The sequence below is a fragment of the Pantoea sp. EKM10T genome, assembly GCF_011800685.1.
In the GTDB taxonomy this organism is placed as follows: Bacteria; Pseudomonadota; Gammaproteobacteria; order Enterobacterales; family Enterobacteriaceae; genus Pantoea; species Pantoea agglomerans.
In genome coordinates this window covers 173,477-200,338 of the sequence record NZ_JAALEU010000008.1, presented here as the reverse complement: position 1 = coordinate 200,338, position 26,862 = coordinate 173,477, and the positions used below count along the sequence as shown (strand labels likewise).

Here is a 26,862-nt window from a genome sequence, read left to right as displayed (position 1 = left end):
CCCTGGCATTACATGGCAGGGGGATCCGTTAACAGGCGATTTAAATCCATAACAGGCAGAGCGTTCTCGCAGGTTTACTTCATCAGCGGCAGGAGCTGTTGATAAAGCGTCGCAAAGGTCTCCCGACGCGGCTGGTAGTGTGCTACCCGGGCCGGATCCGGCTGGTGTCGCTGCACCAGAACCGGGGTCGGCACGGTGATCTCTGCATCCAGCGCCTGCTGCGCCAGCCTGGCGGCCCCCAGCGCCGGGCCAACCTCCCCGCCATGGCAGTAATCCAGCGTCTGGCCGCTGATGTCTGCCAGCATCTGACGCCACAGTGCACTGCGTGCGCCGCCGCCGATCAACATAATGCTCTTTGGCTGAACGCCGCAGTCGTGCAACGCGTCCATGCCCTCCGCCAGCGCAAACCCTACGCCTTCCAGCACCGCTCTCGCCAGCTCGGGACGGCTATGCTGATGGGTAAAGCCAAAGAAAGCACCGCGGGCATTCGGGTTATTGTGCGGCGTGCGCTCACCGGAAAGATAGGGCAGAAACCACAGGCCGGGCAAGTCATCGCGTGCGCGTTCAGCTTCAGCCAGCAGCTCAGGAACATCTCTGCAACCGGTCAGCGTCGCTGCCCAGTCCAGACAGGAGGCTGCGCTGAGCATCACCGACATCAGATGCCAGCGCTGGGGTAACGCATGACAGAAGCTGTGTACCGCGCGCTGCGGATTGCTGAGATAGCCGTCGCTCACCACGAAGTAGACGCCCGACGTACCCAGCGACAGCATGCCCTGACCTGGTTCGGTCATGCCGACACCAATCGCACCCGCAGCATTGTCGCCACCGCCCGCCGCCAGCGGCACGGCGTTCATCTTCCAGCGTGTGGCCAGTTCGGCATGTAAGGTGCCGGTCAGGGCATTGCCCTCATAGAGTTGCGGCATCTGATCGCGGCTGAGGTCGCAGGCGCGCAGCATCGCATCGCTCCAGTCACGCCGCGCCACATCCAGCCACATCGTGCCTGCTGCATCTGACATATCAGTGGCGAAGTCGCCACTCAATCGCCAGCGCAGGTAATCTTTGGGCAACAGCACGTGAGCGATCTGATTGAATATTGCCGGTTCATGTTGCTGAACCCACAGCAGCTTAGGAGCCGTGAAGCCGGGCATCATCAGGTTGCCGGTGATCGCCCGCGAATCCGGCACTTTCTGTTCCAGCTCACGGCACTGCGCCTCGCTGCGCCCATCATTCCAGAGCATGGCCGGTCGTAATACCTGATTTGCACTGTCGAGCAGCGTTGCACCATGCATCTGTCCGCTCAGCCCGATGGCCTGCACCGCGCGCAGATCCTGCTGCGCGCTCAGCGCCTGCATGGCCAAATCCAGCGCCTGCCACCAGCTTTCGGGATCCTGCTCGCTCCACAATGGCTGCGGACGCGAAACCTGCAGCGGCGCTGTTTCCGTCGCCACCACGTTGCCTTGTGCATCCATCAGCACCACTTTGACGCCAGAGGTGCCTAAATCGATCCCGATAAACATGCTCTGCTCCTGAAGGGTTAGAAATCAAACAGGTAGTGATTCACCAGATTTTCCAGCTGCTCCTGACGTCCGCTCTGATGCTGCGGATTGAGCTGCTGCTGCTGAGCATGCGCCGCCAGTGCCTCCAGTGAAAACTCACCTTTCAAAATTTGCTGGCCGAACTCACCATTCCAGCCGCTGTAGCGCTGTGCCACACGCTTATCGAGTTCACCATCGCTGATCATGCGGGCGGCGACTTTCAGCGCCAGCGCCATGGTATCCATCGCGCCAATATGACCGTAGAGGAGATCGTATTTATCAGTGCTCTGACGACGCACTTTGGCATCAAAGTTTAAGCCGCCAGTGGTAAAGCCGCCCGCTTTGAGGATTTCGTACATCACCAGCGCATTCTCTTCCACGCTGACCGGGAACTGATCGGTATCCCAGCCGCACTGCGGATCGCCGCGGTTGGCATCCACTGAACCAAAAATGCCCAGCGCAATGGCCGTCGCAATTTCATGATGGAAAGAGTGACCCGCCAGCGTGGCGTGATTCGCCTCAACGTTAACCTTGATCTCTTTCTCCAGACCGAACTGTTTCAGGAAGCCATAAACCGTCGCGACATCATAGTCATACTGATGTTTGGTCGGCTCCTGCGGTTTCGGTTCGATCAGCAGCGTTCCCTGGAAGCCAATTTTGTGTTTGTGCTCGACCACCATCTGCATAAAGCGACCAATCTGCTCGCGCTCCTGGCGCAGATCGGTATTGAGCAGGGTTTCGTACCCTTCGCGTCCGCCCCACAACACATAGTTTTCGCCGCCCAGGGTTTTGGTCGCCTGCATGGCGCTGCAGACCTGCGTCGCTGCCCAGGCAAAAACTTCAGGATCGGGATTGGTGGCAGCCCCGGCTCCGTAGCGTGGATGGGTAAAGCAGTTGGCTGTGCCCCACAGCAGTTTCACGCCGGTCTCCTGCTGTTTCTCCAGCAGTTTATCGGTCATGGCGGCAAAATTCTCTTTGTAGCTGTGCAGCGAATCGCCTTCTGGTGAGACATCAACGTCATGGAAGCAGTACCAGGGCACATTCAGCTTGTGGAAAAACTCAAAGGCCACATCCGCTTTCAGTTTTGCCAGCTGCAGCGCATCTCCGCTTTTCTGCCACGGACGATCAAAAGCGCCGACACCAAACATATCCGCGCCATTCCAGCAGAAGGTGTGCCAGTAACAGGCGGCAAAGCGCAGATGCTCCGCCATGGTCTTGCCGAGGATCACCTCATCGGGATTGTAGTGGCGGAAAGCGAGAGGATGAGTCGACTGGGTGCCTTCATAACGAACCCGATCGATCTGATCGAAATAAGCGTGCATGGTTTGCTCCTTAGCATCAGTACCCGAATGGCCTGCGTTGAAGCAATATTTGATATTGGCTGCTGTCTCAGCTCAATTACGATATTTCACTACGGGTGTCAGATAATTATTATTTGTGCGCTGGCTCGCAAAATAATGTTATTTACGGGGTGGTTTACCATTATCGCTCTCTTGTCCGAAAAAGATGAAACCTCGATCGCGCTCATAAAAAATGAAATAAACCAAAAAACGTAATAGCCGGATAAAAATCAGTAATTGCTGTAACAGGAAAATAAGGGCAACAATTCATCCGCCTGGTTTATAGGCCTGAAACGACAATAGCCTCAACCTACAGGATGATCACAATGAAGATGAAACATGCACTGCTCGCCGCCTGTGCGGCGCTGGCGCTGTTCAGCCAGACCAGCGTGGCAAAAGAAGTGAAGATCGGCATGGCGATTGACGATTTGCGACTCGAACGCTGGCAGAAAGACCGCGACATTTTCGTAAAACAGGCTGAGACGCTGGGCGCGAAGGTGTTTGTTCAGTCAGCCAACGGCAACGAAGAGACACAGATGTCGCAGATTGAAAATATGATCAATCGCGGTGTCGATGTGCTGGTGATTATTCCCTACAACGGTCAGGTATTGAGTAATGTTGTCGCTGAAGCGAAACGGGAAGGCATTAAAGTGCTGGCGTATGACCGAATGATAAATAATGCCGATATCGACTTTTATATCTCTTTCGATAATGAAAAAGTGGGCGAGCTTCAGGCCGAGAGCATTGTGAAACAGGTGCCTAAGGGCAACTATTTTTTAATGGGCGGATCGCCTGTGGATAATAACGCACGCCTGTTTCGTGCCGGACAGATGAAGGTGTTAAAACCCTATATTGATAAGGGCAGCATTAAAATTGTTGGCGACCAGTGGGTCGATGCCTGGCTGCCGGAAAATGCCCTGAAAATTATGGAAAATGCCCTGACCGCCAACGGCAACCATATCGATGCGGTGGTGGCCTCTAACGATGCCACCGCAGGCGGCGCGATTCAGGCGCTGAGCGCGCAGGGGCTGGCAGGAAAAGTGGCGATCTCCGGTCAGGATGCCGATCTGGCAGCCATTAAGCGTATCAAAGCGGGCACCCAGACCATGACGGTTTACAAACCGATCACTGAGCTCGCCACCGAAGCGGCGAAAATTGCCGTCGAGCTGGGCGAGGGCAAAACACCTGCCAGCAACAGCACGCTGAATAATGGTCTGAAAGAGGTTCCGTCACGGCTGCTGAAGCCGATTCCGGTCAACAAAGACAATATTGAAAGCACCGTGGTGAAAGACGGTTTCCACAAACAGAGCGAACTCTGACTGCGCATAGCGTGAGGGAGAACAGTCGATGCTGCTGGAAATGAAAAATATCACCAAGCGTTTCGGTGCCGTGAAGGCGCTGAATGATGTCAGCCTGCAACTTGAGGCGGGCGAAGTGATGTCGCTGTGTGGTGAGAATGGATCAGGCAAATCGACGCTGATGAAAATCCTGTGCGGACTCTATCCGCACGGTGATTTTGAAGGGCAGATTCACTTCTCTGGCGACGACATTCAGGCGCAGACCATTCGCGATACCGAGCGTAAAGGCATTGTGATTATTCATCAGGAGCTGGCGCTGGTGCGGCAACTGACGGTGATGGAGAACATTTTCCTCGGTGCCGAACTGAGCCGTTTCGGCATGGTGGATGATGAAACCATGACCCTGCGCTGCCAGCAACTGCTGGCGCGGGTCGGGCTGAACGTTTCTCCCGCCACCCGGGTCGGTGAGTTAGGCCTTGGGCAGCAGCAACTGGTGGAGATTGCCCGCGCCCTTAACAAACAGGTCCGGTTGCTGATTCTGGATGAGCCGACCTCTTCCCTGACGGAGCAGGAAACGGACGTGCTGCTCGGCATCATCCGCAATCTGCGTGAACACGGCATTGCCTGCATCTACATCTCGCACAAGCTGAATGAGGTTAAGGCGATCTCCGACACCATCTGCGTGATTCGTGACGGCCAGCATATTGCTACCCGTCCGGCAGCGGGCCTGAGCGAAGATGACATCATCACCATGATGGTGGGACGCGAGCTGACCGCGCTCTATCCCCACGCGCCGCATCAGATTGGCGACGTGATACTGAAAGTTGAAAACCTCACCGCCTGGCATCCGGTTAACCGCCACATCCGCCGCGTTAACAACGTCTCATTTACGCTCAGACGCGGTGAAATCCTCGGCATCGCCGGGCTGGTGGGCGCGGGCAGGACTGAGACAGTCCAATGTCTGTTTGGCGTCTGGCCGGGGCGCTGGCAGGGCGATATCTGGATCAATGGCAAACAGGTCAACATCACCGATTGCCGCGCCGCCATTGCGCACGGCATCGCGATGGTGCCGGAAGATCGTAAAAAAGATGGCATCGTGCCGCTGATGGCGGTGGGCAAAAATATTACCCTGGCGGCGCTGGACCAGTTCAGCCACCGACTCTCAACGCTGGATGAAGCGCAGGAGCAGCAGGCGATCAATGACGCGATCGGTCGGCTGCGGGTGAAAACCTCCTCATCAGAACTGCCGATTGGCCGTTTAAGCGGCGGCAACCAGCAGAAAGCGATTCTGGCGAAATGTCTGCTGCTCAATCCAAAAATCCTGATCCTCGATGAACCGACGCGCGGCATTGATGTGGGCGCACGTCAGGAGATCTACCTGCTGATCAATGCGCTGGTTCAGCAGGGTATCGCGGTGATTGTGATTTCCTCTGAGCTTCCGGAAGTGCTGGGCCTGAGCGATCGGGTGCTGGTGATGCATGAAGGGCAGATCAAAGCCGATTTGATTAACGATAACCTGACTCAGGAGCAGGTGATGGAAGCTGCCCTGCGGAGTGAACATTATGCTTAAAAGTGAAAGTACCCAAAGCCGCCTCTCCGGCACGCCGGGCAAATCGTCACCGGGCAGGTTCACACTGCCTAATTTGCAGGTTCTGGTGATGCTGGGCGCAATTGTGCTGATTGCATTGTTCTTTACCTGGACCACAGACGGCTCGTGGCTCAGTGCGCGTAACGTCTCCAACCTGCTGCGTCAGACCGCCATTACCGGCATTCTGGCCGTGGGTATGGTGTTCGTAATTATCTCGGCGGAGATCGACCTGTCAGTAGGCTCCATGATGGGCCTGCTGGGTGGCGCGGCGGCGATATTCGACGTCTGGCTCGGCTGGCCGTTGCCGCTGACCATCGTGGTGACGCTGGTGATGGGATTGCTGCTTGGCACGTGGAATGGCTGGTGGGTGGCCTACCGTAAAGTGCCTTCGTTTATCGTGACGCTGGCGGGAATGCTGGCTTTCCGCGGTGTTCTGGTCGGGATTACCGATGGCACTACGGTTGCGCCGATCACGCCGGGCATGTCGCAGATTGGTCAGAGTTATCTGCCGGGCGGCGTCGGTTTCGGCTTTGGCTTTGCCGGTCTGGCGTTGTTTATGTTGTGGCAGTGGCGGCTGCGGCTGCGTCGTCAGCAGCTCGGACTGGCGCAGGGCGCAGCCAGCGGCACCATCGGACGTCAGGCGATCACCGCCATCTTAGTGCTGGGTGCCATCTGGTTGCTCAACGACTATCGCGGCGTGCCGACCCCGGTGTTACTGCTGGCCGTGCTGTTGCTGGCGGGCATGTTTATGGCAACCCGCACCGCGTTTGGCCGTCGTATCTACGCCATCGGCGGCAACATTGATGCTGCGCGCCTGTCTGGCATTAACGTGGCGCGTACCAAGCTGGCGGTGTTTGCCATCAACGGTGTGATGGTGGCGATTGCCGGGCTGATCCTCAGTTCACGGCTGGGCGCAGGTTCGCCGTCGGCGGGTAATATTGCGGAACTCGACGCTATCGCCGCCTGTGTCATCGGCGGCACCAGCCTGGCGGGTGGCGTGGGTTCGGTTGCGGGCGCGGTAATGGGAGCCTTTATTATGGCCTCGCTGGATAACGGCATGAGCATGATGGATGTGCCGACTTTCTGGCAGTACATCGTCAAAGGCGCGATTCTGCTGCTGGCGGTGTGGATGGATACGGCAACGCGGCGTCGGGTGTAATCGCGCGGGCGATCACATTGTGGCGCAAACAATTTTTTTGCCCCTTTCAGCCGTGTTATGCAATGCGCTGAGGATTTAAGGGAACGCGCCATCATGCATGAGAAACGCTATCGCATTACCCTGCTGTTTAACGCCAACAAAGTGTATGACCGTCAGGTTGTGGAGGGCGTCGGTGAGTATCTGCAGGCGTCGCAGACTGACTGGGATATCTTCATCGAAGAAGATTTCCGCTGCCGCATCGACAACATCCGGGAGTGGCTGGGCGATGGGGTGATCGCCGATTACGACGATCGCTCTATCGAAACCCTGCTGTCAAATGTCTCCGTGCCGATTGTCGGCGTTGGCGGCTCTTACCACCGGCAGGAGGATTATCCGCCGGTGCATTACATCGCGACTGACAACGCCGCGCTGGTGGAGAAAGCCTTTCTGCATCTGAAAGAGAAGGGCATTAACCGCTTCGCCTTTTATGGTTTACCGGCCTCCAGCGGCAAGCGCTGGGCACAGGAGCGTGAACAGGCGTTTCGCCAGCTGGTGGGACGTGAGCGCTATCAGGGCGTGGTCTACCAGGGCATGGAAACCGCGCCGGAAAACTGGCAGCACGCCCAGAACCGTCTCGCCGACTGGCTGCAGACGCTGCCGCCGCAAACCGGCATTATCGCCGTCACGGATTCACGGGCGCGACACCTGCTGCAAGCGTGCGAACACCTGAAAATACCGGTGCCGGAGAAGCTTACGGTGATCGGGATTGATAATGAGGAGCTGACCCGCTATCTGTCACGCGTGGCTCTCTCGTCCGTGGCGCAGGGCTCGCGACAGATGGGCTATCAGGCGGCCAAACTGCTGCATCGGCTGCTGGATAAGCAGCCCTTACCGCTTCAGCGTATCCTGGTGCCGCCGGTGAAAGTCATCGCCCGGCGCTCTACCGACTTCCGCTCGCTGCGCGATCCGGCGGTGATTCAGGCGATGCACTACATCCGCTTCAACGCCTGTAAGGGGATCAAAGTGGAGCAGGTGCTGGATGCAGTCGGGCTGTCGCGCTCTAATCTGGAAAAACGCTTTCGGGATGAGACCGGCGACACCCTCCATGCGATGATCCACCGTGAAAAACTGGAAAAAGCGCGCGAACTGCTGGCCTCTTCATCGCTCAACATCAACGAGATCTCGCAGATGTGCGGCTATCCTTCGCTGCAATACTTCTATTCGGTCTTCCGCAAAAGCTACGACACCACGCCAAAAGAGTATCGCCAGCATTTTGGGGAGAATGTGTTGTAGCAGGAAGCGTTCAGTCTGAGGTGGATGGATACCGGATGAATCAGGGCGGCTTGAGCCACTAGATCATCCGCTGCTCACTCTGCTCCAGCACCGCCAGCGCCAGCCCGTTGGCCGGATCGATCCGTTGCTCAGGAAAGTGCAGCAGGGTATGTGCGGCGGTAAAGGCCAGCGCGTTGCCGTGTGCGGTAGTGCGCACCGCCTTGCAGAAGACCTCACTGGCGTTCCACGGACAATCAATGATGATGGTGGCGGGATTGAGCAGCAGCATAATCTGACTCAGCGCCGCACCCAGATAGCCACCCGCCTGCGCCATCACCTCATCCACCACCCGTGGCGCGCTGTCGCGGTTCTGCCAGCTCAGGCCAGGCTGACGCTGCGCCAGCTGCTGTTTAACCGCAGGCTGGCTGACCAGCGCTTCCAGGCAACCGCGGCGGCCACAGCTGCAACGCGGGCCGTCGGGCTGGACAACCAGATGTCCCGCCTCGCCCGCCGTCCAGCTGTGCCCGGTAAATACTTCGCCATGCTGTACCAGTGCGCCGCCAATTCCCTCGGAAATACGCAGATAAAAGTGACCGCTCTCCACAGATAATCCACGTAGCTGTACCGCCAGCAGCGCAGCGGCTTTGACATTATTCATAATGCGGATGGGGAGACTGACGTGCTTACTCAGCGCGCCCAGCAGGTCAACATCCTGCCATTCGAGGGGCAATGAAATATGCATCCAGCCGCGCCGGGGATCGACGATACCGGGAAAACCCAGGCCAATGCCGAGCAAATCAGGATAGCTTTTCATCAGTTCCCGGCACAGCATCGCCAGCTCAGCCAGCAGTCGGGTCGGGTTACTGGTATCGGTGCGCAGCGTCTTTTCAGCCAGCACCTGTGAAAAATAGTCGCAGACCCGCCAGTGGATGACGTTGCGTTCCACCATGATGCCTGCGCTCTTGAGCTTTTCCGGCCGCAGGGTAATCCCGATTTTAGGCCGTCCGGCGGACGCGACGCTGACCGGCCCCAGCTCCTCTATCAGACCCTGCTCCAGCAGGTCATCAATGATTAAGGAGACGGTATTTTTGCTGAGTGTCAGCGCCTCCGCCAGATCCTGACGCGACGTCACGCGCAGCTTACGCAGCTGAGTCATCACCCGTTTCTGGTTATTCAGTCGCAGTAGTGCAGGGCCTTTGCCGTTCGTTTTCATTACGGGTTCACTCAACAGAGGAGTAAGAATTGAGTGTATCAGCCCATACGTATTCCACATCCCACACTTTTGCGGGCGGTTTCACACAACCCGATCGCCTGTGGCTAAGATCGTGACCGCGATCAGATCGTGGGATTAATGCCGGGTTTTCTGCTGCACCAGTGGCCGGACGTCGGAATGATCCTGACTCAGCGCGTCCGGCTGCGCCGGGCATGGGCGGAAGGGCAACGGCGGAAGGGCAAAGGCGGTATAGCTCGTCGTTATGACGAGGGGCTTCAGGCCCGATGAGCGCAGTGACCCGGCGCTGCCGGGTCACTGTTTAATATTCGTCGCCGCGTACCCGACTGCGATAGCTTTCCCAGTCGAAGCGCACCCACAGGCTGTTGCCGAGGCGCATACGGTCCATGACACGTTCGCCCAGCAGCGTATTCATGCCCGCATGGTCGAGGTTGGATAACATGCCGGTCGGGCGTTTCGAGGAGGACCGGCGATCGACAATCTGGTTAATAATCACTTTTTCGTAGCGCGATTCGCTCTGCATACCGATCTCATCAATCACCAGCAGATCAACACTGCTGAGATCCTGAATCAGCCGCTCTTCGGTAATGCCGCTGCTGCCGCTGAAGGTGCCCTTCATGCTCGACATCAAATCAGCAACCGTCACGATCAGCACGCTTTTACCGCGCAGGATCAGGTCGTTGCCAATCGCGGCGGCCAGATGGTTTTTACCGGTGCCGGGACGGCCTGAAAAGACAAAACTGGCGATGCTGCCATCAAATTCAGCGGCATACTGACGCGCCAGTTCCAGCGCCTTGCGCTGCCCCTCGTTCTCCACCCGGTAATTATCAAATGAGCAGTTCATATGCAGCTCGCGAATGCCGGAACGGCCCATTACGCGCTGCATTTTCATTGCGCGATTCTCACGCACAATCGCCTCTGATCGCAGGCGACCCTGCTCCTGATTCCACGCCAGCAGCTCTTCGCCATTGGCAAATTTAGGACGTGTGCCTGCGGGCATCATTTTTTTCAGACGGTTAAAGAGATCGTTTGGCGTTTTCATCATTCACCTCGGAAACCATCGGGAATGGTACGGTCAGGATCGGGCAACTGCGTGATATCACGCTTCGGTTGCCCGCCGTTTGCGGCACGGTTCATCTGAATGCTGCGTGCCAGTTTCTGTTGCCACTGTACATGATGGAACATCCGGCCTTCCGCCTGCCAGTAAGCCACAAAGGCCGCCAGCTCGCTGGGGGTCACCGGTTCACCCAGCGACACACCCCAGATCGCGGCCTGGCGCGTAAAGTCGGCATCCGGCTGCCAGCCCTGATACATGGCGAACTTACCTGCCGGCGTATGGATCGCGGCGGGGGAATCGTCATACAGGCTGTCATCCAGCGCCACATCATTCGGCTGCCGGGCGGCGGCTTCCAGCGCCAGCAGCTCAGCCAGACGCTTAGGTGTGATGGCGTACATCACCGGCGCATAATTATCTAACACCGCCAGCGTGCCCTTTTCCGCCTGCTGCAGGGCAGTCAGCGGATCCTGTCGGAAGGCATCCAGGCCAATGAGCGTTGAAGTTAAGATTTTAGCTGACATGAAAAGACCTGAGGTTAACGAACACCTTGCGCCGGGAACCCGTCGCCGACGCAGAAGTGTTTATTGTACCTTTTTTAATGATGCGGATCGCTTAAAAAGCAAGAGTGCGGATCAGTGCGAGGTGACCGGAGAAGTGGCGTGACGGGCCGGTGCAGATTCGGTGGCGTGCACGCTGACGGCAGCGGCGGCCGGACGGGTCTGCCATAAATAGCGAACCGAGGCCAGCCAGCACAGGCCGTAACCCAGCAGTTCGGTGCCCTCTTCGGCCATGTTTTTCACCACGCGGTTGTAATCTCCCAGCATCAGGTGCTGCCACAACGCATGAATACCAAACAGTCGTGAGAAGACCAGCACCACTAAAAAGCCGGAGGCCATCACCGGCCAGCTGCGGTGCTGCAGCAGCCTGGCCAGCGCATGCAGGGTTTTTTTCGGCGTCCGCAGCGCGACGGCCAGACAACCGGCCGTCACCGCCAGGGCGAACCAGATCCAGCTGCCATGCTGGATGGCATCAAACACAAAGTCGAGCTCACGGATCAGCATACAGCTATAGAAGCCCGCCACTAAGGTCAGCGCGCCGCGCTGAGCCGGACGGCGCTGGGCCGCAATAAAGAACAGGGCGGCAATCACCGCCAGCATGATTTCCTGGGTGGTTTCAGTAAAAGAAGTTTCGTGCAGCGCATCATTCATCCAGGCCACATCAATATAGATGGGCAATATCATCAGAGCGAGAAAGAGTGCTGCCAGTATGAAGACCGTCATTTCACGGCCAATAATTGTCAAATCGTTGCGCATAGTGTTACCAGTATAATGATTAGCGGACTCATTATATTTTAAACGCCCGATTCCCTTTCTCTTTTCATGCCCCGGTCAGAAGCTGGCGCTGAAGCCAAAGGTATAAAGTTGCTGCTCCTGGTTATTCAGCGCTTCGCTTTGTGAAAACGCGGCGAAAGCCGCCAGATTATCGTTCAGAGGCACTTGTGCACCGATGCTCAGATCGATGCCTTCGGACTGATCGGTGCCGTTCGTCGCCTCACGCCGGGGATTCTGCGGCGTGTCTGCCAGCAGATAGTGATAACTCAGCTGCGCCCAGGGCGATATCCATCCCTGCTGTGAATCGATGCGCCAGCCGACGCTGGCGCTCTGCTCACGACTCTGCTGATCGCTGTAGTCACATTGCAGACAGTTCATCTGCTGCGGATCAACGGCATACTGCGCCACCGGCCCGGTGGTAAATGACGGGGCAATGGGCAGGTCAACCCCAGCCCGATAGCGTTTTCCCAGCGGGGTGGTGCCTACGCTGCCGGTTTCACTGTGGACGGCGATGGGTGACGCGGTGGGAGAGTTGATGGCGGCTTCAAACAGGGCGCGGCTCTCATCGCTGAAGGCGAGTGGCGTCAGGGCGATCTTCTCCGCCAGAATCGTATCGTAGTCGGGCAGAAAGTCGGGATGTTGAGGCGCAGAGATGCCGCCGCGCGCAAAAGTCGGTTGCGTTAAGATTAACAGCCATACAGCACAGCAGATCCGCAGACCTTTCCAACCGCTTCTCGGCAACATCGCTTCTCCAGGCAAGGCTGAAGTTATTATCCGGCGTTTAAATTAAATTTCGGCCCGTCTCTGTTATTTAACCGGTGATCGTTTAACTATCAACCGATTAATTCTAAGATCAAGCGGACCGCTAAAATATTCTCGTTATAAAGGAACAATGCGATGCAACGATGTGGTTGGGTAACGCAGGATCCCCTCTATCTGGCTTATCACGACAGGGAGTGGGGTGTGGCACAGAGAGACAAGCGTGCGCTGTTTGAGATGCTCTGTCTGGAAGGACAGCAGGCGGGGTTATCCTGGATAACCGTGCTGAAAAAGCGGGAAAACTATCGGGCGGCGTTTCACCAGTTTGATCCGCAGGCCATTGCGTTGATGGATGCGGCAGAGATCGACACGCTGATGCTCAACAGCGGCATTATCCGCCACGCCGGAAAAATCGCGGCGATTATCGCCAACGCCCGTGCTTATCTCCAGATGGAAGCAAAAGGGGAGGATTTCAGCCACTTCGTCTGGCAATTTGTCGATAACGTGCAAATCGTTCACCATTATCCTGACTATAGCCAGGCTCCCACCACGTCAGAGCAGGCCATTGCGCTCTCGAAGGCGCTAAAGCAGCGTGGTTTCAAATTCATCGGCCCCACAATCTGCTACTCCTTTATGCAGGCCTGCGGGCTGATAAACGATCATCAGAGCAACTGTTTTTGCCATCCTGACAACCAAAAGGCGTAATTCCCGCTAAATCAGGATTTTTCCTCACTACATTCCCGGCCACCAGGCGGCATAATCGTGCCACTTATGGGAAAGGTTTTCCCCTGTGTGTCGAATGTAAGGGAACAAAAATGCAGAAGAAATTAATCGCCATCACCTTGTTATTAAGCGGCAGTCTGGCCCTGCCAGGTTGTACCACCAATCCTTACACCGGCGAATCTCAGGCGGGTAAGTCAGGTGTGGGCGCAGGCCTGGGTGCGTTAGTGGGTGCCGGTGTCGGCGTACTCTCCTCGTCGAAGAAAGATCGCCGTAAAGGTGCGCTGATTGGTGCTGCAGGCGGAGCCGCACTGGGCGGTGGCGTGGGCTACTACATGGATGTGCAGGAAGCGAAACTGCGCGACAAGATGCGTGGAACGGGCGTCAGCGTGACCCGTAATGGCGATAACATCGTCCTGAATATGCCAAACAATGTCACCTTCGACTCCAGCAGCAGCAATCTGAAACCTGCCGGCGCGAACACCCTGACCGGTGTTTCAATGGTGCTGAAAGAGTATCCGAAAACCGCGGTAAACGTAGTGGGTTATACCGACAGCACCGGCACCCGCGCGCTGAACATGCGTCTGTCACAGCAGCGTGCTGAAAGCGTCGCCAGCGCGTTGATCGTGCAGGGTGTTGCCAGCGATCGCCTGCGCACCCAAGGTGCAGGCCCGGATAACCCGGTTGCCAGCAACAGCACCGAAGCAGGCAAAGCGCAAAATCGTCGTGTTGAGATCACGCTCAGCCCGCTGGGATAAACGCGGTCGCCCCCGCCCGGGGGCGCCTTTTTTCTGTAAAGCATCGCGTTAAAAGTATCAGTAATGTTTCTGCGAATAGAGCCAGCAGAGGCTTTATGGTAGTCTGATCAAAAATTGATCAATGGACGCCTTCCCATGTCTCTTAAAGCCATCGCTGCGGTTTTAGGTCTTTCCGTAACGACCGTCAGCCGCGCCCTCAACGGTTATCAGGATGTCGCTCAGGAGACACGTAAACGCATCGAAGAGGAAGCGCAGCGGCGTGGCTACCGGCCTAATGCGGCGGCCCGGCGTCTGAAAACCGGCCGTGCTAACGCGGTGGGGTTCGTCTACCCGATCGGTGCCTCTCCCCTGAATGGCAGCGACTTCAGCGACATGCTGCTGGCGCTGGAGCATCACCTTGCCCGTTATGACATTAACCTGCTGTTGCTGGCGGATAAGCAGCAAAGTCAGGCGACGCTGACACGCCTGCTGCGCAGTGGCGCCGTTGATGCCCTGATCGTCGGCCACACCACGCCAGAAGACAGTCGGCTTCATGCTCTGCTCCAGACCAATTTTCGTTTTCTGGCGCTGGGCCGCAGCGATCTGCCATCGACCTATGCGTGGTTTGATGTTGATCACCTTGCCGGTTCACAGCTGGCGGTGGGCTGGTCGCTGGCGCAGGGACGGCAGCGGATAGCCTGGCTTGGCAGCAATGAAAACAGTACGCGGGTGCGTGACCGGCGTCAGGGTTATCTGACGGCGCTGGGGGAAGTTACGCCTTACGCGATGGCGGCGGTGGCACCGTCGCGCCGCGCCGGCTATCAGCAAACCCGGGAGTGGCTGGCAGAGGGGCCAGTACCGGAAGTGATCATCACCGACTGCGCTGCGCTGGCTGAAGGCGCGGCTCTGGCGCTGCAACTGGCGGGGCGTGCAGCGGGCGAGGGTGCCATTCTGCTGGCGGGCTGGGAAGGATTGCCGCGAGATGCGATTCTCGATCATCCCATTGTCGCCATTCGTCAGGCGACGCCGCATCAGGCCGGTGAACAGGTGGCTGAAATGGTCATCCGGCTGATTGATGGCGCACCGCCGGAAACGTTACAGACCCTGTGGCAACCCTGGCTGCAATTACCGGCGTAGCGCTTTTTGCGCCGGGCTTTGCTTGTGCTAGTCTCTGCCGGGTTTCTTATTACGCAGGATATCTCATGAAAATCAGGCCGCCTCGCGCCACCATCAGCGATGTTGCTCACGCGGCACGAACCGGTAAAACCAGCGTTTCACGCTATCTCAATGGTGAACTGCATCTGCTCTCTGCCGGTCTGAAAGCGCGGATCGAACAGGCTATTGCTGATCTCAGCTATCGCCCGAGTCAGATGGCGCGCGGCCTGAAGCGCGGACGTACCCGCCTGATCGGGCTGATTATCGCCGATATCACCAATCCCTATTCTGTTGATGTCATGAGCGGTATTGAAGCTGCCTGCCGCGAGCAGGGCTTCACGCTGCTGATGTGTAATACCAATAACGAAGTGGATCTGGAGCAGCACTATCTGCAATTGCTGAGCAGCTATCAGGTTGAGGGCATTGTGGTTAACGCCGTCGGGATGCGCGAAGAGGTGCTGAACCATCTGCAACAATCCCTGCTGCCGATGGTGCTGATTGACCGTAAAATCCCCGATTTTCCCTGCGATGTGGTGGGCCTGAATAACGCCGAGGCAGCTGAAACGGCAACGCGGCATCTGGTCGACAATGGCTATGATGCGCTGCTGTTTCTTAGCGAGCCGCTGGGCAGCGTCAACACGCGCCGTGAGCGCCTGCAGGCCTTCCGCCAGCTACTGGCAGAGCATCCGCAGGTTGAGCATGAGAATACGGAAGTGGCGCTGCATCAGCCCGCCGCGCTGGATCAGGCGCTGCTGGCCTTTCATCAGCGTCACACCGGCAAACGTTGCGCAGTGATGGTCGCCAACGGGGCGCTGACCCTGCAGGTAGCGCGATCGCTACAGCGACTCAATCTGCACTGGGGCCGCGATATCGGCCTGCTCGGTTTTGACGAACTGGAGTGGGCGGCGCTGGCCGGTGTCGGTATCACCACGCTGAAACAGCCCACCTGGCAGATTGGCTACAGTGCGCTGGAACGGCTGATTGCGCGCATCGAAGGCAGCGGATTGCCGGTTGACGAGCAGGTCTTTTCTGGCGAACTTATCGTTCGCGGCTCCAGCCAGCCTCTTAACTGAATTTTAGATTTAACCTTCCGTTTACGTGCTCGCTTCGTGAGCACGATCATAATTTCACAGTTTGCTGCTTTGCTTTGGAACCGGTTCCATTTAGGGTTTTTGTATTCGTTATGGGCAGAACCCTGCCATGGAGTAGAACATGAAACCTGACATCATCGTGGTGACCGCCGCATATGGCCACGCACAGATCGCCGCTCTCGGCGGTCAGCGTGCGCTGCTGCCGATTATCCAGCAGGCGGGCGCAGACGGGGTCGAAATCCGCCGCGAACTGCTTGATGACGCGGCACTGGCCGATCTGCCGGCACTGGCCCGGGCGGTGGCGCAGCATCAGCTGCACAGCAGCTATTCGGTGCCCGATACGCTGTTTTGTGACGGCGGCGAAATCAATCCCCGTATAACCCACTACGTTGAAGAAGCACGCCAGTTAAACGCTCAGCGGCTGAAAGTGGCGCTGGGAGAGTTCACTGGTGCGCTGCCTCGCGAAGCGTTGCAGGCGCTGCTGGCAGATCTGCCGTTTCAGCTGACGGTGGAAAATGACCAGACTGAGCATGGCCGACTGGCTCCGTCAGTCGCCTTTTTCACGGCGGTCAGGGAAGCGGATCTGCCGATCAGCATGACCTTTGATATGGGTAACTGGTGCTGGACCGGTGAGGATGCCGATCAGGCGGCGCAACAGCTGGCTGCGCAGGTGGGCTATGTGCATGTCAAAGCCGCCGTGGCGCACCAGGATAGCTACCGCGCGATTGCGCTGGATGAGGCTGATGACCACTGGCGCACACTGCTGCAACAGTTGCCCGCACAGGCAGCGCGCGGTATTGAATTTCCGCTGGAAGGCGACGATCTGACTGCGGTGACACGCCACTACGTGTCGCTGCTGCGTAACGTGTAAGGAGTGAAGATGACCACGCATCACACTATGCATCACAACGGTCCGCTTGATGTTGTCACTATCGGTGAAGCGATGGCGATGTTCATCGCCCGTGAAACCGGCGACCTGGCCGCAGCAGAGACCTTTGTTAAACGCGCGGCGGGCGCTGAACTCAATGTGGCGACCGGCCTGGCTCGTCTTGGCCTGAAAGTGGGCTGGGTCAGTCGTATTGGCGATGACGCTTTTGGCCGGTTTATCTGCCAGCAGCTGGAAAAAGAGGGTATCGACCACGCCCGGGTGACGGTCGATAAGCGCTATCCCACCGGTTTTCAGCTCAAGTCCAAAGTCGACGACGGCTCTGATCCACTGGTGGAATATTTTCGTAAAGGCTCGGCGGCCAGCCATCTGTCGGTCGACGATTTTGACGCGGACTATTTTGGTTCGGCGCGACATCTGCACCTGAGCGGTGTGGCGGCGGCGCTGTCAGAGAGTTCGCTGGAGCTGCTGAAGCACACCGCCAAAGAGATGCGTGCGCGCGGTAAAACTATCTCGTTTGACCCTAACCTGCGGCCGGTACTGTGGCGCAGCGAAGAGGAGATGCGTAAGCAGCTCAATCTGCTGGCGGAGTATGCCGACTGGGTACTGCCGGGCGAAAAAGAGGGGCTGATTCTGACCGGCTATCGTCAGCCAGAAGCGATCGCGGATTTCTATCTCGATAAGGGCGTGAAAGCAGTCGTGATTAAAACCGGTTGTGACGGTGCCTGGTATAAAACGGCGCAGGGCGAGCAGGGCCAGGTTGAGGCGATAAAAGTCGACAACGTGGTGGATACCGTAGGCGCCGGAGACGGCTTTGCCGTTGGCGTCATCAGCGCCCTGCTGGAAGGTCAGTCGCTGCCGCAGGCGATTCGTCGCGGCAACAAAATTGGTTCGATGGCGATTCAGGTCATTGGTGACAGCGAAGGTCTGCCGACGCGTCAGCAACTGGGCGACGTGTAGTTCGCGCCCCTCTACAGTCACAGGAGTTCCCGATGAAAAAGCAGACAATCGCGCCAAAACGCTGGTGGTTCATCATGCCCATCGTGTTTATCACCTACAGCCTGGCGTATCTCGATCGTGCAAATTTTAGCTTCGCTTCTGCTGCCGGGATTAATGACGATCTCGGCATCACCAAAGGTATGTCCTCGCTGCTGGGTGCGCTGTTCTTCCTGGGTTACTTCTTTTTCCAGATCCCGGGTGCAATTTACGCCGAACGCCGCAGCGTCAAGAAACTGATCTTCTGGTGCCTGATCCTGTGGGGCGGCTGTGCCTCACTGACCGGCGTGGTCAGCAACATTCCGATGCTGGCGGCCATTCGCTTTATTCTGGGCGTGGTGGAAGCCGCGGTGATGCCCGCGATGCTGATCTACATCAGCAACTGGTTTACCAAGTCGGAACGTTCACGCGCCAATACCTTCCTGATCCTGGGTAATCCGGTCACGGTGTTGTGGATGTCGGTCGTGTCAGGCTATCTGATCGAATCGTTTGGCTGGCGTGAGATGTTTATCTTCGAAGGGATTCCGGCGGTGGTCTGGGCGATCGCCTGGTGGTTCCTGGTGCAGGATAAGCCGGCGCAGGCGCGCTGGATGAGCGATGCCGAGAAAGCGGCATTGCAGGCTGAACTGCAGAAAGAGCAGGAAAATATTAAAGCGGTGCGCAACTACAGCGAAGCGTTCCGCAACCGCAACGTGATCATTCTCTGCCTGCAATATTTTGCCTGGAGCATCGGCGTCTATGGCTTTGTGCTGTGGCTGCCGTCGATTCTGCGTAACGGCACGCAGATGGGCATGGTAGAGGCGGGCTGGCTCTCCGCAGTGCCTTATCTGGCGGCGACCATTGCGATGGTGGTGGTATCCTGGGCTTCGGATAAAACCCAGAACCGTAAGCTGTTCGTCTGGCCGCTGCTGCTGGTGGGCGCGCTGGCGTTCCTGGGCTCTTATCTGGTGGGATCGAACAATTTCTGGATGTCCTACACCCTGTTAGTGATTGCCGGTGCCGCGATGTATGCGCCTTACGGACCGTTCTTCGCCATTATTCCTGAGATGCTGCCACGCAATGTCGCCGGTGGCGCAATGGCGCTGATTAACAGTATGGGTGCGCTGGGGTCGTTTATCGGTTCATGGATTGTCGGCTATCTTAATGGAGCCACCGGCAGCCCGTCCGCGTCCTACATCTTTATGGGATCGGCCCTGCTAGTTTCGGTGTGGCTGACGCTGATTGTGAAACCGGCGCAGAACAAAGCGCCGCCGCTGCAGGGTGCAAAACCCGCCTGAAAGCGTAAACGTTAGCCTCTATTTCTCCGGGCGGCCTGCAAGCCGCCCGCTACTTATTGACCGGGAGCCACCGAATGAAACCCGCTGTAATTCTCTATAAAAAACTGCCCGACGATCTTTATGCTCGCCTGGCTGAACAGTGTGACGTGACGGAAATCAGCGATCTCTCGCCGGAAAGCCAGCAGGAACATGCTGCGGCGTTCCAGCAGGCAGAAGGTCTGCTGGGATCGGGCGGTAAAGTGAATGGCGAGCTGCTGGCGAAGATGCCCAATCTGCGCGTCTGCTCCAGCGTCTCTGTAGGCTATGACAATTTTGATGTGGATGCGCTGAATCAGCGTCACGTGGTGCTGATGCACACGCCGACCGTGCTGACCGAAACCGTGGCGGACACCATGATGGCGCTGGTACTGAGCACCGCGCGTCGGGTGCCGGAACTGGATGCCTGGGTCAAAGCGGGCAACTGGCAGAAGAGCATCGGTCCGGCACAGTTCGGCATCGACGTGCATCATAAAACGCTGGGTATTCTCGGCATGGGACGTATCGGGATGGCACTGGCGCAGCGCGCCCACTTTGGCTTCGGCATGAAAATCCTCTACAACGCCCGCCGCGAGCATGAAGAGGCGCAGTCGCGCTTTGGCGCACAGCGCTGTGAGCTGGAGGCGCTGCTGAAGCAGAGTGATTTCGTCTGCATCAGTTTGCCGCTGACTGAAGAGACGCACCATCTGATCGGTGCCGCCGAGCTTGAACTGATGAAGCCGGATGCGGTGCTGATCAACGCCGGTCGCGGGCCGGTGGTGGATGAGAATGCGCTGGTCGCCGCATTGCAGGCGGGCAAACTGCATGCCGCCGGGCTGGATGTGTTTGAGCAGGAGCCGGTCTCTGCCGACTCTCCGCTGCTGTCGCTGCCCAATGTGGTGACGCTGCCGCATATCGGTTCTGCCACCCATGAAACCCGCTACGGCATGATGCAGGATGCGGTAGAAAATCTCCTCGCTGCACTCGGCGGAAGCGTCGAGAAAAACTGCGTGAACCCGCAGGCGCTGAAGTAATCCCCTCGCCTTTCCATTGCGCCCGCCCATGGCGGGCGTTATGGTGGACCCCCGATTCGCTATCACAAATATTTAACCGCTATGTCTTTTTCTCAGTTCGGCGACAAATTTACCCAACATTCCGGCATCTCACGTCTGATGGAAGATATGGGCGCGGGCCTGCGAACGCCCGGCACCATCATGCTGGGCGGCGGTAATCCGGCGCAGATCCCGGCCATGAACGACTACTTTCAGCAACTGCTGCAGCAGATGCATGAGGAAGGCAAACTCAGCGAGGCGCTGTGCAATTACGACGGCCCGCGCGGAAAAGCGACGCTGCTGGCGTCGCTGGCCGGGCTGCTGAGCGATGAGCTTGGCTGGCCCATCACCGCACAGAACATTGCGCTGACTAACGGCAGCCAGAGCGCTTTCTTCTATCTGTTCAATCTGTTCGCCGGTCGTCGGGCCGATGGCAGCAAAAAGCGGGTGCTGTTCCCGCTGGCGCCTGAGTATCTTGGCTATGCGGATGCCGGCCTGGAAGAGGGACTGTTTGTGTCGGCGAAGCCGAACATTGAGCTGCTGCCGGAAGGTCAGTTTAAATATCATGTCGATTTTGAGCATCTGCCGATGAACGAAGAGGTCGGGCTGATCTGCGTATCGCGCCCGACCAACCCTACCGGCAACGTGATCACCGATGATGAGCTGATGCAGCTCGATGCGCTGGCGCAGCAGCATGATGTGCCGCTGCTGATCGACAATGCCTATGGCGTGCCGTTCCCCGGCATCATCTTCAGCGAGGTGCGCCCGCTGTGGAACCCCAACATCATTCTCTGCATGAGTCTGTCGAAGCTCGGCCTGCCGGGTGCGCGTTGCGGCATCATTATCGCTGACGAGAAGACCATCACCGCGCTGAGCAATATGAACGGCATCATCAGTCTGGCGCCCGGCAGTATCGGTCCGGCCATTGCCAATGAGATGATCCGTCGCGGCGATCTGTTGCGGCTCTCCGAAGAGGTGATTAAGCCGTTCTATCAGCAGAAGGTGCAGCAGACCATTGCGATCCTGCGGCGCTATCTGCCGGAAGACCGTTGCCTGATCCACAAGCCGGAAGGGGCGATTTTCCTCTGGCTCTGGTTCCGCGATCTGCCGATCACCACCGAATTGCTTTATCAGCGGCTGAAAGCGCGCGGCGTGCTGATGGTGCCGGGCCACTTCTTCTTCCCGGGACTGGAACAGGCGTGGCCGCACACCCATCAATGTATGCGGATGAATTACGTGCCGGATGCAGAGAATATTGAGCGGGCGGTGCAGATTCTGGCGGAAGAGGTTGAGAACGCCTGGCGCGACAGCTAATCCTGCGTATCGGTTAACGACAGCTGGCACCACTGTGCCAGCTGCTGAATCGCCTGTTCCACCTCTGCATTCCAGCCAAAACCGGCATTCAGCCGGAAACAGTGATCGTAGCGCTGGTCGGTGGCAAAAATGTGGCCCGGCGCAATGCCGATGCCCGCGTTGCGCGCTTTCAGAAACAGCTCGCGCACGTTCAGCGCCTGTCGGGGCATCTCAACCCACAGCACATAGCCTCCTTCCGGATCGGACACCCGGGTTCCCGCCGGAAATTCCCGTAACACTGACTGACGCATTTCACGGATTTGTCGTGCCAGCTCACGCCGCAGCTTACGCAGATGAGCATCATAGCCGCCGCTGCGCAGCAGTTCCGCCACCGCCGCCTGCGACAGCACCGAGGTGCCCATGGTTGAGGTATATTTCAGTGAGGCGATTTTACGCATGTAGTTGACGCTGTGAACCCAGCCAATACGAATGCCTGGCGCCACGGTTTTAGAGAAGCCGCTGCAGAGAATGGCGTTGGGGCTGAAGGCGCGCATCGGGAAAGGGCGGCGTTCACCGAAGGCAGTATCGCCAAAAATATCATCCTCAATAATCACCACGTCGTTTTCATCCGCCTGCCGCGCAATATAGGCCTTATGCTCGTTGGGAATGCTTTTTCCCAGCGGATTGTTGACGTTGCACAGAGTGAGAAAGACCCGCACCGCCTTGCGCTGAAACAGCCCGGTGAGCTTCGCGACATCGACATACCCTTCCGGCCCGGCTTCCACTTCAATCACCCGTAAATTGAGGTTATGCAGCATCTGCAGCAGCACGAAATAGCAGGGTGATTCCACGGCGACTACATCGCCCGGCTGGGTCGTGGCGCGTAGCGACAGCGAGATCGCCTCAATGCAGCCGTTGGTGATCAGAATATCGTCAGCGCTGATATTACAGCCGTAACCCACTGCCCGGCGGGCAATCTCTGTTTTCAGCGGCGCATAGCCGGTGCCCTTCACCGTATTCCCGAGCAGGGCCGGTTTGCTGTAGCCCATCTGACGCATCAGCAGGCCGATGCGCTTGACCGGATAGAGTGCGCTGTCACCGTTGGCCAGATCGAGACGCACCCGGCAGTCTGAGCCAAGCATCGCCAGATGAAGTTCTGTCTGCTCATCAAGCGGCGCGATGGCGCGCGGCTGTTCACTGACGGCGGGCAGCTGACGGGAAGAGGGCCGCTGCGGGGCAACAAAAAAGCCCGATTTGGGGCGGGCAACGGCGTAGCGCTCATCTTCCAGCGTGCGCAGTGTCTTCAGGGCGGTGGTAAGGCTGACATTGTACTGCGTCGCCAGCGTGCGCACCGACGGCAGACGGCTGTCAGGTGCCAGCGAACCGGCATGAATGGCCTGCTTGATCTGTTCTGCGATCTGGCGGTAACGACTGCTCTGACTCTCCTGTTCCCCGATAATATCGGCCATCTGTTCCACCCCATATCGCGCTGATCTGTGCATATTCAACAGAGTACATTCAAAGTACTTTAGGCTGCATCTCTTAATTATTCATAACGCTAAACGGCCCGGCAACCCCGTCAGCCCCGGGCTTCAGACCATAAAGTGATTCTGTTCACCTGAGGAAAACGTGAGAAATGAATAATCTGCCCGCCATGATGAAGGAGATGGAAGCGTATCTGTCACCCGCCATCATTGAGTCTGCTCAGCGCTGCTCTCTTCGCCTGCTGGCAGCGTTGCCGGATCAGCAGCTGCTGGAGAATAACCGTGTGCTGCTCGCCTATGGCGGGGGAAAAGATAGCAGCTACATGGTGGCTTACGTGCGTTACATTCAGGGACTGATCTGGCAGCAGCAGGGCAGCACCTTTCATCTGCGGATCAGCACCAATCGCCATGCGGCGATGAATCAGAGCGTAATGGAGAATATCCACCGCGTTTATCAGTCGCTGGCGATGCATGACGATGAGCGGGTGGAGTGTCTGGTGGTGGATGGCCTGCTGATCCGGCCGTTTGACCGCGACCTGCCGATGCCGGAGAGCGTGCGGCAGCAGAACCGCAATGACGTGCTGATGAATGGCCACCGGTTTCGCGCCGACGCGCGCTCGACCTTCTGCAACGCCTGTAATCTCAGCATGGTGAACTCCTTTGGCCTGGCGGCAGACTACAACGGTGGCGTGGATCTGATTGTTACCGGCGACTCGCCACAGGAGCAGGCCGCCTATGTCGCCTGGGCGCGGCACCTCTCACGGCTGTTTGATGCGCCGGTGGCGGACAAAACCCGGGGCTTCAGCGGGTTTCTGCAGACGCTGGATGGCGTGGCAGAGCGCTACTTCAGCGATGTTTATGGCGCCGATCAGCTGACGCCTGCGCACCGCATCACCCACCAGCTGGCGCGCAATCCACTGTTCTTCAACATCTATCAGGACACCGCCTATGAAGCGGGCGCGCACTGGGCACTGCTCAGCGAATTTATGCGCTTCCGTTTTGATGCGCTGATGTTCAGTTTTTCCGAATCCGACTGCGGTAATCCGACGCTGATGGCGCACCTGCGCGGATTGCGGGCAGAAACGCTGCTGCAGCGCCACTATGCCGAAGGGATCCGCGAATATGTGCGCTTTGCGCTGGGACTGATGGTGAAGAAAGATTTTCCGCCCGCGCTAATCGATGAGATGGCAGCACGCTATCAGGATGACGCCGCGATCCAGCGGCAGCGGCAGCGCGCGGCGGACTTCGCCATACAGGCGTTTGACCTCAGCGAAGATCAGCTGATCTGCATGATCTACTCCCCGTTCCTGGCGCAGGGAGAGCAGCTCGGACACTGGCTGATGCAGCAGCAGATTACGCTGGATGAGGCGGCCATCCGCGACCTGCTTGAGCAACGCAGTGAGGATGGCGCGCTGGCACAGCAGTTAACCCGGCTCTCTGGCATGACGCTGACGCAGATGCGGCACTGCTGGCAGAGCAAGCCGGTCAGTTCGCTGCTGGAGGGCAAAAGTGCCGATCCGCTGTCGCGCGTGCTGCGTTTTGATCCCCACAAAGCGGTGATTCAGGTCAATAACGGTGTACTGAATGACATCGTGACAGAAATCATTTCCGGGCGATAACCCGGTAAGGCGAGGCGATGAAAAAGATTTTTCTGCAAATTGGCGCCACCCGCGACGGGCAAAATCCTTACTGCGCGGTGGCGAAGCGCGACGGCTATTTTACCGTGCTGGCTGAAATGGGTGATTTCGTCGATTACCAGTCGTTAAGCCTGGCTCTGCCATTTGATCTGATCATTCGCCTCGATCGACCCGAGAATCCCTGGGAGGTGATGCAGGCCTATCTGCACGCCGGTTTACTGGCGCATCCGCTGGTGGTGCTGGCGGGCTTTGAAGCCTACAACGCCAGCGCCGGACGACTGCGCGAGATGCTGGCCGGGCCGGATGCGCCCGCCGCCTTTATTCCGCTGGATAAATATGCGCAGCGCATGGCGCTAAAAAAAGCCTGGCCGCGCTTCCCGCAGCCGGAGTTCCGCTTTTTCGCCTCGCCGCTCAGCATTCTGGATGCCGGACAGGCGCTGATCTATCCCTGCGTCGTGAAGCCGGTGGATGGCGGCGGCGGCCTGGGCATCTGGCTGATTGAGCATGCCGATCAGCTGCATAGCGTAGTGAAACAGCTGGTGCAGACCATGAATTACGGCGGACGCGGTTTCAGCGGCTTTATTGTGGAAAGCGCACTGATCGGCGATGAGTTTTCATTACAGGGCGTGGTGCATCAGGGACATCCCCAGGCGCTGACCTGCTGCCAGAAGGTGATTGAGCAGCACCGGGATGCTGAGGGCTGCGTCAGCTTTTATGAGTCGGGGCATGTGGCGATGGCGGCAGCGGCCCTGCCAGCCTCGTTCAGCAGCCTGATGACCTTCTGTTGTGAAACCTTTGGCTATTGTCAGGGTGCATTTCATATCGATTTTATTGTGGTCAACGGCGTGCCGCATTTCCTGGAGATGGGGTTCCGGCTCTCCGGCATGGGTGTGGCGACGCTGGTGCAGGAGGCGACCGGCATCAACTGGGCAGAAGTCACCTTCCGGCTGGAGGCGGGTGGCGCATTGCCCGCGTTTGCCTTCACCACACCCGGTGCGGTCGGCCAGCTGCGGTTACGGCAACCGGCGCAGCTGCAGGCTGCCGAACGCTGGATCGATCAGCATCAGCAGGGCGCGCTGTTACCGCCACTCAGATTGCCTGCGTTACAGGTTTCGTCACGCTCATCGCTCTATGCCGACCTGACGCGTCACGCGGGCATTCTGGCCACTTTCAGCCTGACGGCCACAGCGCGTGAGCCGATTATGACCACTTTTCAGCAGGTGATTGCCGCGCAGCCGGTGGCGGCCGGGAGAGATAAAGTATGTGCAGGATGATTCTGGCGCATGGCCGGTTCGACAGCGCAGAAATTCTGGAGGCGGCGCGCGCCATGAGCTGCGGTGAAAGCGCCGAACACGATGGCCCGATCAAATCACACCCTAACGGCTGGGGCTGTCTGTGGCTCGAAGAGGGCGAGATTCGTACCCTGCACGGCACCGGCGAGTTCGCAGAAGCGCTGCCGGGTATCGATGTGGATCGCCTGCGCAGCCGGTTTCTGGCGGTGCATGTGCGGCACGCCACGCTGAGTAAAAATCAGGGACTGGCGTTTTCTCATCCGCTGTGGCGCAACAGCGCCGGACATCAGTGGTACATGATGCATAACGGCTTTCTGCCGACGATTTACCGTCAGCTCGGTCTGGCCGAATCGCGCTTCGATTCAGAAGAGTATCTGCGTTATCTGGTAGATCAGACCACGCCTGCCGATTTCACCCGCGACTATCTGCGCGCAAAGATGGCGCAGGTAGAGCCGGGCGGCAGCGCAGGGAATGCCATTTTCGTCACCCGTGACAAAGCCTGGGCGTGGCAGTGGTATCCGCACGACACGCCCTGGCCCGACTATTTTACGATGCATTTTCAGCAACAGGATGGTTGCACGCTGATCGCCTCTGAACCCGTGGCAATACCAGGCAGCGCTGGCAACTGGCGGCGAATGAACAATCATGAACTCTATGAAATACCGTTTAGGGAGTGAT

The 26,862-nt window shown here is 57.9% G+C and carries 24 protein-coding genes; 16 read left to right on the top strand and 8 right to left on the bottom strand.

All coding sequences use genetic code 11. The features are described from left to right. Nucleotides 1-74: 74 nt before the first annotated feature. Both xylB and xylA read right to left on the bottom strand, forming a co-directional pair. On the bottom strand, nucleotides 75-1,517 hold the full coding sequence (gene xylB / locus HFD95_RS16540) for a xylulokinase (protein WP_167430513.1): 1,443 nt from the start codon (nucleotides 1,515-1,517) through the stop codon (nucleotides 75-77). 17 nt (nucleotides 1,518-1,534) lie between these two features. Then, on the bottom strand, nucleotides 1,535-2,857 hold the full coding sequence (gene xylA / locus HFD95_RS16535) for a xylose isomerase (protein WP_167430512.1): 1,323 nt from the start codon (nucleotides 2,855-2,857) through the stop codon (nucleotides 1,535-1,537). 344 nt (nucleotides 2,858-3,201) lie between these two features. On the opposite strand from xylA, the gene xylF reads away from it, so the two are divergent. From xylF to xylR, 4 genes are all read left to right on the top strand, one after another. Beyond that, nucleotides 3,202-4,194: a D-xylose ABC transporter substrate-binding protein gene (xylF, locus tag HFD95_RS16530; protein WP_167430511.1), complete on the top strand. Its 993-nt coding sequence runs from the start codon at nucleotides 3,202-3,204 to the stop codon at nucleotides 4,192-4,194. 28 nt (nucleotides 4,195-4,222) lie between these two features. Next, nucleotides 4,223-5,743 carry a xylose ABC transporter ATP-binding protein gene (locus HFD95_RS16525; RefSeq protein ID WP_052270969.1) on the top strand — a complete coding sequence of 507 codons (1,521 nt, stop codon included), beginning with the start codon at nucleotides 4,223-4,225 and terminating at the stop codon, nucleotides 5,741-5,743. After that, the gene (gene xylH, locus HFD95_RS16520; RefSeq protein WP_167430510.1) at nucleotides 5,736-6,920 is read left to right on the top strand and encodes a xylose ABC transporter permease XylH; all 1,185 of its coding nucleotides are present in this window, start codon (nucleotides 5,736-5,738) and stop codon (nucleotides 6,918-6,920) included. The genes HFD95_RS16525 and xylH overlap by 8 nt, the downstream gene beginning before the upstream one ends. A gap of 93 nt (nucleotides 6,921-7,013) precedes the next feature. Continuing rightward, a complete protein-coding gene (gene xylR, locus HFD95_RS16515; RefSeq protein ID WP_010258893.1) occupies nucleotides 7,014-8,192 on the top strand; it encodes a D-xylose utilization transcriptional activator XylR in 1,179 nt (392 codons plus the stop codon). A gap of 58 nt (nucleotides 8,193-8,250) precedes the next feature. Here xylR and HFD95_RS16510 read toward each other — a convergent pair whose 3' ends face one another. The 5 genes from HFD95_RS16510 to HFD95_RS16490 form a co-directional block, all read right to left on the bottom strand. Then, nucleotides 8,251-9,384: an ROK family transcriptional regulator gene (locus HFD95_RS16510; protein ID WP_022624794.1), complete on the bottom strand. Its 1,134-nt coding sequence runs from the start codon at nucleotides 9,382-9,384 to the stop codon at nucleotides 8,251-8,253. A gap of 319 nt (nucleotides 9,385-9,703) precedes the next feature. Beyond that, nucleotides 9,704-10,444: a DNA replication protein DnaC gene (gene dnaC, locus HFD95_RS16505; RefSeq protein WP_010258898.1), complete on the bottom strand. Its 741-nt coding sequence runs from the start codon at nucleotides 10,442-10,444 to the stop codon at nucleotides 9,704-9,706. Next, nucleotides 10,444-10,980, bottom strand: a complete 537-nt coding sequence (gene dnaT, locus HFD95_RS16500) for a primosomal protein DnaT (RefSeq protein WP_010258900.1) — start codon at nucleotides 10,978-10,980, stop codon at nucleotides 10,444-10,446. Before dnaT ends, dnaC begins: the two co-directional genes overlap by 1 nt. 111 nt (nucleotides 10,981-11,091) lie before the next feature. After that, entirely contained in the window at nucleotides 11,092-11,772 is a 681-nt protein-coding gene (locus HFD95_RS16495; RefSeq protein WP_010671597.1) for a hypothetical protein, read from the bottom strand. Between the two features lie 75 nt (nucleotides 11,773-11,847). Next, entirely contained in the window at nucleotides 11,848-12,534 is a 687-nt protein-coding gene (locus HFD95_RS16490; protein WP_010258902.1) for an autotransporter, read from the bottom strand. Between the two features lie 153 nt (nucleotides 12,535-12,687). Here HFD95_RS16490 and HFD95_RS16485 point away from each other — a divergent pair, with 153 nt between their 5' ends. From HFD95_RS16485 to HFD95_RS16445, 9 genes are all read left to right on the top strand, one after another. Beyond that, entirely contained in the window at nucleotides 12,688-13,254 is a 567-nt protein-coding gene (locus tag HFD95_RS16485; RefSeq protein WP_045139480.1) for a DNA-3-methyladenine glycosylase I, read from the top strand. Between the two features lie 110 nt (nucleotides 13,255-13,364). Beyond that, the gene (locus HFD95_RS16480) at nucleotides 13,365-14,027 is read left to right on the top strand and encodes an OmpA family lipoprotein (protein WP_010258904.1); all 663 of its coding nucleotides are present in this window, start codon (nucleotides 13,365-13,367) and stop codon (nucleotides 14,025-14,027) included. Nucleotides 14,028-14,162: 135 nt separating this feature from the next. Then, on the top strand, nucleotides 14,163-15,143 hold the full coding sequence (locus HFD95_RS16475; protein WP_061703506.1) for a LacI family DNA-binding transcriptional regulator: 981 nt from the start codon (nucleotides 14,163-14,165) through the stop codon (nucleotides 15,141-15,143). A 65-nt stretch (nucleotides 15,144-15,208) separates the two neighbouring features. Further along, nucleotides 15,209-16,234: a LacI family DNA-binding transcriptional regulator gene (locus HFD95_RS16470; RefSeq protein ID WP_167430509.1), complete on the top strand. Its 1,026-nt coding sequence runs from the start codon at nucleotides 15,209-15,211 to the stop codon at nucleotides 16,232-16,234. A 139-nt stretch (nucleotides 16,235-16,373) separates the two neighbouring features. Continuing rightward, nucleotides 16,374-17,123: a hypothetical protein gene (locus HFD95_RS16465; RefSeq protein WP_033773196.1), complete on the top strand. Its 750-nt coding sequence runs from the start codon at nucleotides 16,374-16,376 to the stop codon at nucleotides 17,121-17,123. Between the two features lie 9 nt (nucleotides 17,124-17,132). Beyond that, nucleotides 17,133-18,098, top strand: a complete 966-nt coding sequence (locus HFD95_RS16460) for a sugar kinase (RefSeq protein WP_010671602.1) — start codon at nucleotides 17,133-17,135, stop codon at nucleotides 18,096-18,098. Nucleotides 18,099-18,130: 32 nt separating this feature from the next. Next, on the top strand, nucleotides 18,131-19,411 hold the full coding sequence (locus tag HFD95_RS16455; protein WP_010258909.1) for an MFS transporter: 1,281 nt from the start codon (nucleotides 18,131-18,133) through the stop codon (nucleotides 19,409-19,411). A gap of 74 nt (nucleotides 19,412-19,485) precedes the next feature. Continuing rightward, on the top strand, nucleotides 19,486-20,460 hold the full coding sequence (gene ghrB, locus HFD95_RS16450; RefSeq protein ID WP_167430508.1) for a glyoxylate/hydroxypyruvate reductase GhrB: 975 nt from the start codon (nucleotides 19,486-19,488) through the stop codon (nucleotides 20,458-20,460). Nucleotides 20,461-20,541: 81 nt separating this feature from the next. Next, on the top strand, nucleotides 20,542-21,792 hold the full coding sequence (locus HFD95_RS16445) for a valine--pyruvate transaminase (RefSeq protein WP_033773199.1): 1,251 nt from the start codon (nucleotides 20,542-20,544) through the stop codon (nucleotides 21,790-21,792). Here HFD95_RS16445 and HFD95_RS16440 read toward each other — a convergent pair. Further along, a complete protein-coding gene (locus HFD95_RS16440; protein WP_010258912.1) occupies nucleotides 21,789-23,240 on the bottom strand; it encodes a PLP-dependent aminotransferase family protein in 1,452 nt (483 codons plus the stop codon). The two genes, HFD95_RS16445 and HFD95_RS16440, sit on opposite strands and share 4 nt — an antisense overlap. A 167-nt stretch (nucleotides 23,241-23,407) precedes the next feature. Between HFD95_RS16440 and HFD95_RS16435 the strand changes: the two genes are divergently transcribed. From HFD95_RS16435 to HFD95_RS16425, 3 genes are read left to right on the top strand one after another with little or no spacing between them, the layout of a single operon-like run. Next, entirely contained in the window at nucleotides 23,408-24,874 is a 1,467-nt protein-coding gene (locus HFD95_RS16435) for a hypothetical protein (protein ID WP_022624801.1), read from the top strand. A gap of 17 nt (nucleotides 24,875-24,891) precedes the next feature. Next, a complete protein-coding gene (locus tag HFD95_RS16430) occupies nucleotides 24,892-26,166 on the top strand; it encodes an acetyl-CoA carboxylase biotin carboxylase subunit family protein (RefSeq protein ID WP_167430507.1) in 1,275 nt (424 codons plus the stop codon). Then, complete coding sequence (locus HFD95_RS16425; RefSeq protein ID WP_167430506.1) at nucleotides 26,154-26,861, top strand: class II glutamine amidotransferase; 708 nt, start codon at nucleotides 26,154-26,156, stop codon at nucleotides 26,859-26,861. Before HFD95_RS16430 ends, HFD95_RS16425 begins: the two co-directional genes overlap by 13 nt. Nucleotide 26,862: the final 1 nt, after the last annotated feature.

Bases quoted from the DNA above. Each gene is read 5' to 3' on its own strand.
- HFD95_RS16495 (WP_010671597.1), bottom strand. From the start codon at position 11,772: ATGCGCAACGATTTGACAATTATTGGCCGTGAAATGACGGTCTTCATA.
- HFD95_RS16525 (WP_052270969.1), top strand. From the start codon at position 4,223: ATGCTGCTGGAAATGAAAAATATCACCAAGCGTTTCGGTGCCGTGAAG.
- xylA (WP_167430512.1), bottom strand. From the start codon at position 2,857: ATGCACGCTTATTTCGATCAGATCGATCGGGTTCGTTATGAAGGCACC.
- xylR (WP_010258893.1), top strand. From the start codon at position 7,014: ATGCATGAGAAACGCTATCGCATTACCCTGCTGTTTAACGCCAACAAA.
- HFD95_RS16475 (WP_061703506.1), top strand. From the start codon at position 14,163: ATGTCTCTTAAAGCCATCGCTGCGGTTTTAGGTCTTTCCGTAACGACC.
- HFD95_RS16425 (WP_167430506.1), top strand. From the start codon at position 26,154: ATGTGCAGGATGATTCTGGCGCATGGCCGGTTCGACAGCGCAGAAATT.
- HFD95_RS16485 (WP_045139480.1), top strand. From the start codon at position 12,688: ATGCAACGATGTGGTTGGGTAACGCAGGATCCCCTCTATCTGGCTTAT.
- xylH (WP_167430510.1), top strand. From the start codon at position 5,736: ATGCTTAAAAGTGAAAGTACCCAAAGCCGCCTCTCCGGCACGCCGGGC.
- HFD95_RS16510 (WP_022624794.1), bottom strand. From the start codon at position 9,384: ATGAAAACGAACGGCAAAGGCCCTGCACTACTGCGACTGAATAACCAG.
- HFD95_RS16480 (WP_010258904.1), top strand. From the start codon at position 13,365: ATGCAGAAGAAATTAATCGCCATCACCTTGTTATTAAGCGGCAGTCTG.
- ghrB (WP_167430508.1), top strand. From the start codon at position 19,486: ATGAAACCCGCTGTAATTCTCTATAAAAAACTGCCCGACGATCTTTAT.
- HFD95_RS16465 (WP_033773196.1), top strand. From the start codon at position 16,374: ATGAAACCTGACATCATCGTGGTGACCGCCGCATATGGCCACGCACAG.
- HFD95_RS16440 (WP_010258912.1), bottom strand. From the start codon at position 23,240: ATGGCCGATATTATCGGGGAACAGGAGAGTCAGAGCAGTCGTTACCGC.
- HFD95_RS16435 (WP_022624801.1), top strand. From the start codon at position 23,408: ATGAATAATCTGCCCGCCATGATGAAGGAGATGGAAGCGTATCTGTCA.
- xylB (WP_167430513.1), bottom strand. From the start codon at position 1,517: ATGTTTATCGGGATCGATTTAGGCACCTCTGGCGTCAAAGTGGTGCTG.
- HFD95_RS16455 (WP_010258909.1), top strand. From the start codon at position 18,131: ATGAAAAAGCAGACAATCGCGCCAAAACGCTGGTGGTTCATCATGCCC.
- HFD95_RS16445 (WP_033773199.1), top strand. From the start codon at position 20,542: ATGTCTTTTTCTCAGTTCGGCGACAAATTTACCCAACATTCCGGCATC.
- HFD95_RS16490 (WP_010258902.1), bottom strand. From the start codon at position 12,534: ATGTTGCCGAGAAGCGGTTGGAAAGGTCTGCGGATCTGCTGTGCTGTA.
- HFD95_RS16470 (WP_167430509.1), top strand. From the start codon at position 15,209: ATGAAAATCAGGCCGCCTCGCGCCACCATCAGCGATGTTGCTCACGCG.
- dnaT (WP_010258900.1), bottom strand. From the start codon at position 10,980: ATGTCAGCTAAAATCTTAACTTCAACGCTCATTGGCCTGGATGCCTTC.
- xylF (WP_167430511.1), top strand. From the start codon at position 3,202: ATGAAGATGAAACATGCACTGCTCGCCGCCTGTGCGGCGCTGGCGCTG.
- HFD95_RS16430 (WP_167430507.1), top strand. From the start codon at position 24,892: ATGAAAAAGATTTTTCTGCAAATTGGCGCCACCCGCGACGGGCAAAAT.
- dnaC (WP_010258898.1), bottom strand. From the start codon at position 10,444: ATGAAAACGCCAAACGATCTCTTTAACCGTCTGAAAAAAATGATGCCC.
- HFD95_RS16460 (WP_010671602.1), top strand. From the start codon at position 17,133: ATGACCACGCATCACACTATGCATCACAACGGTCCGCTTGATGTTGTC.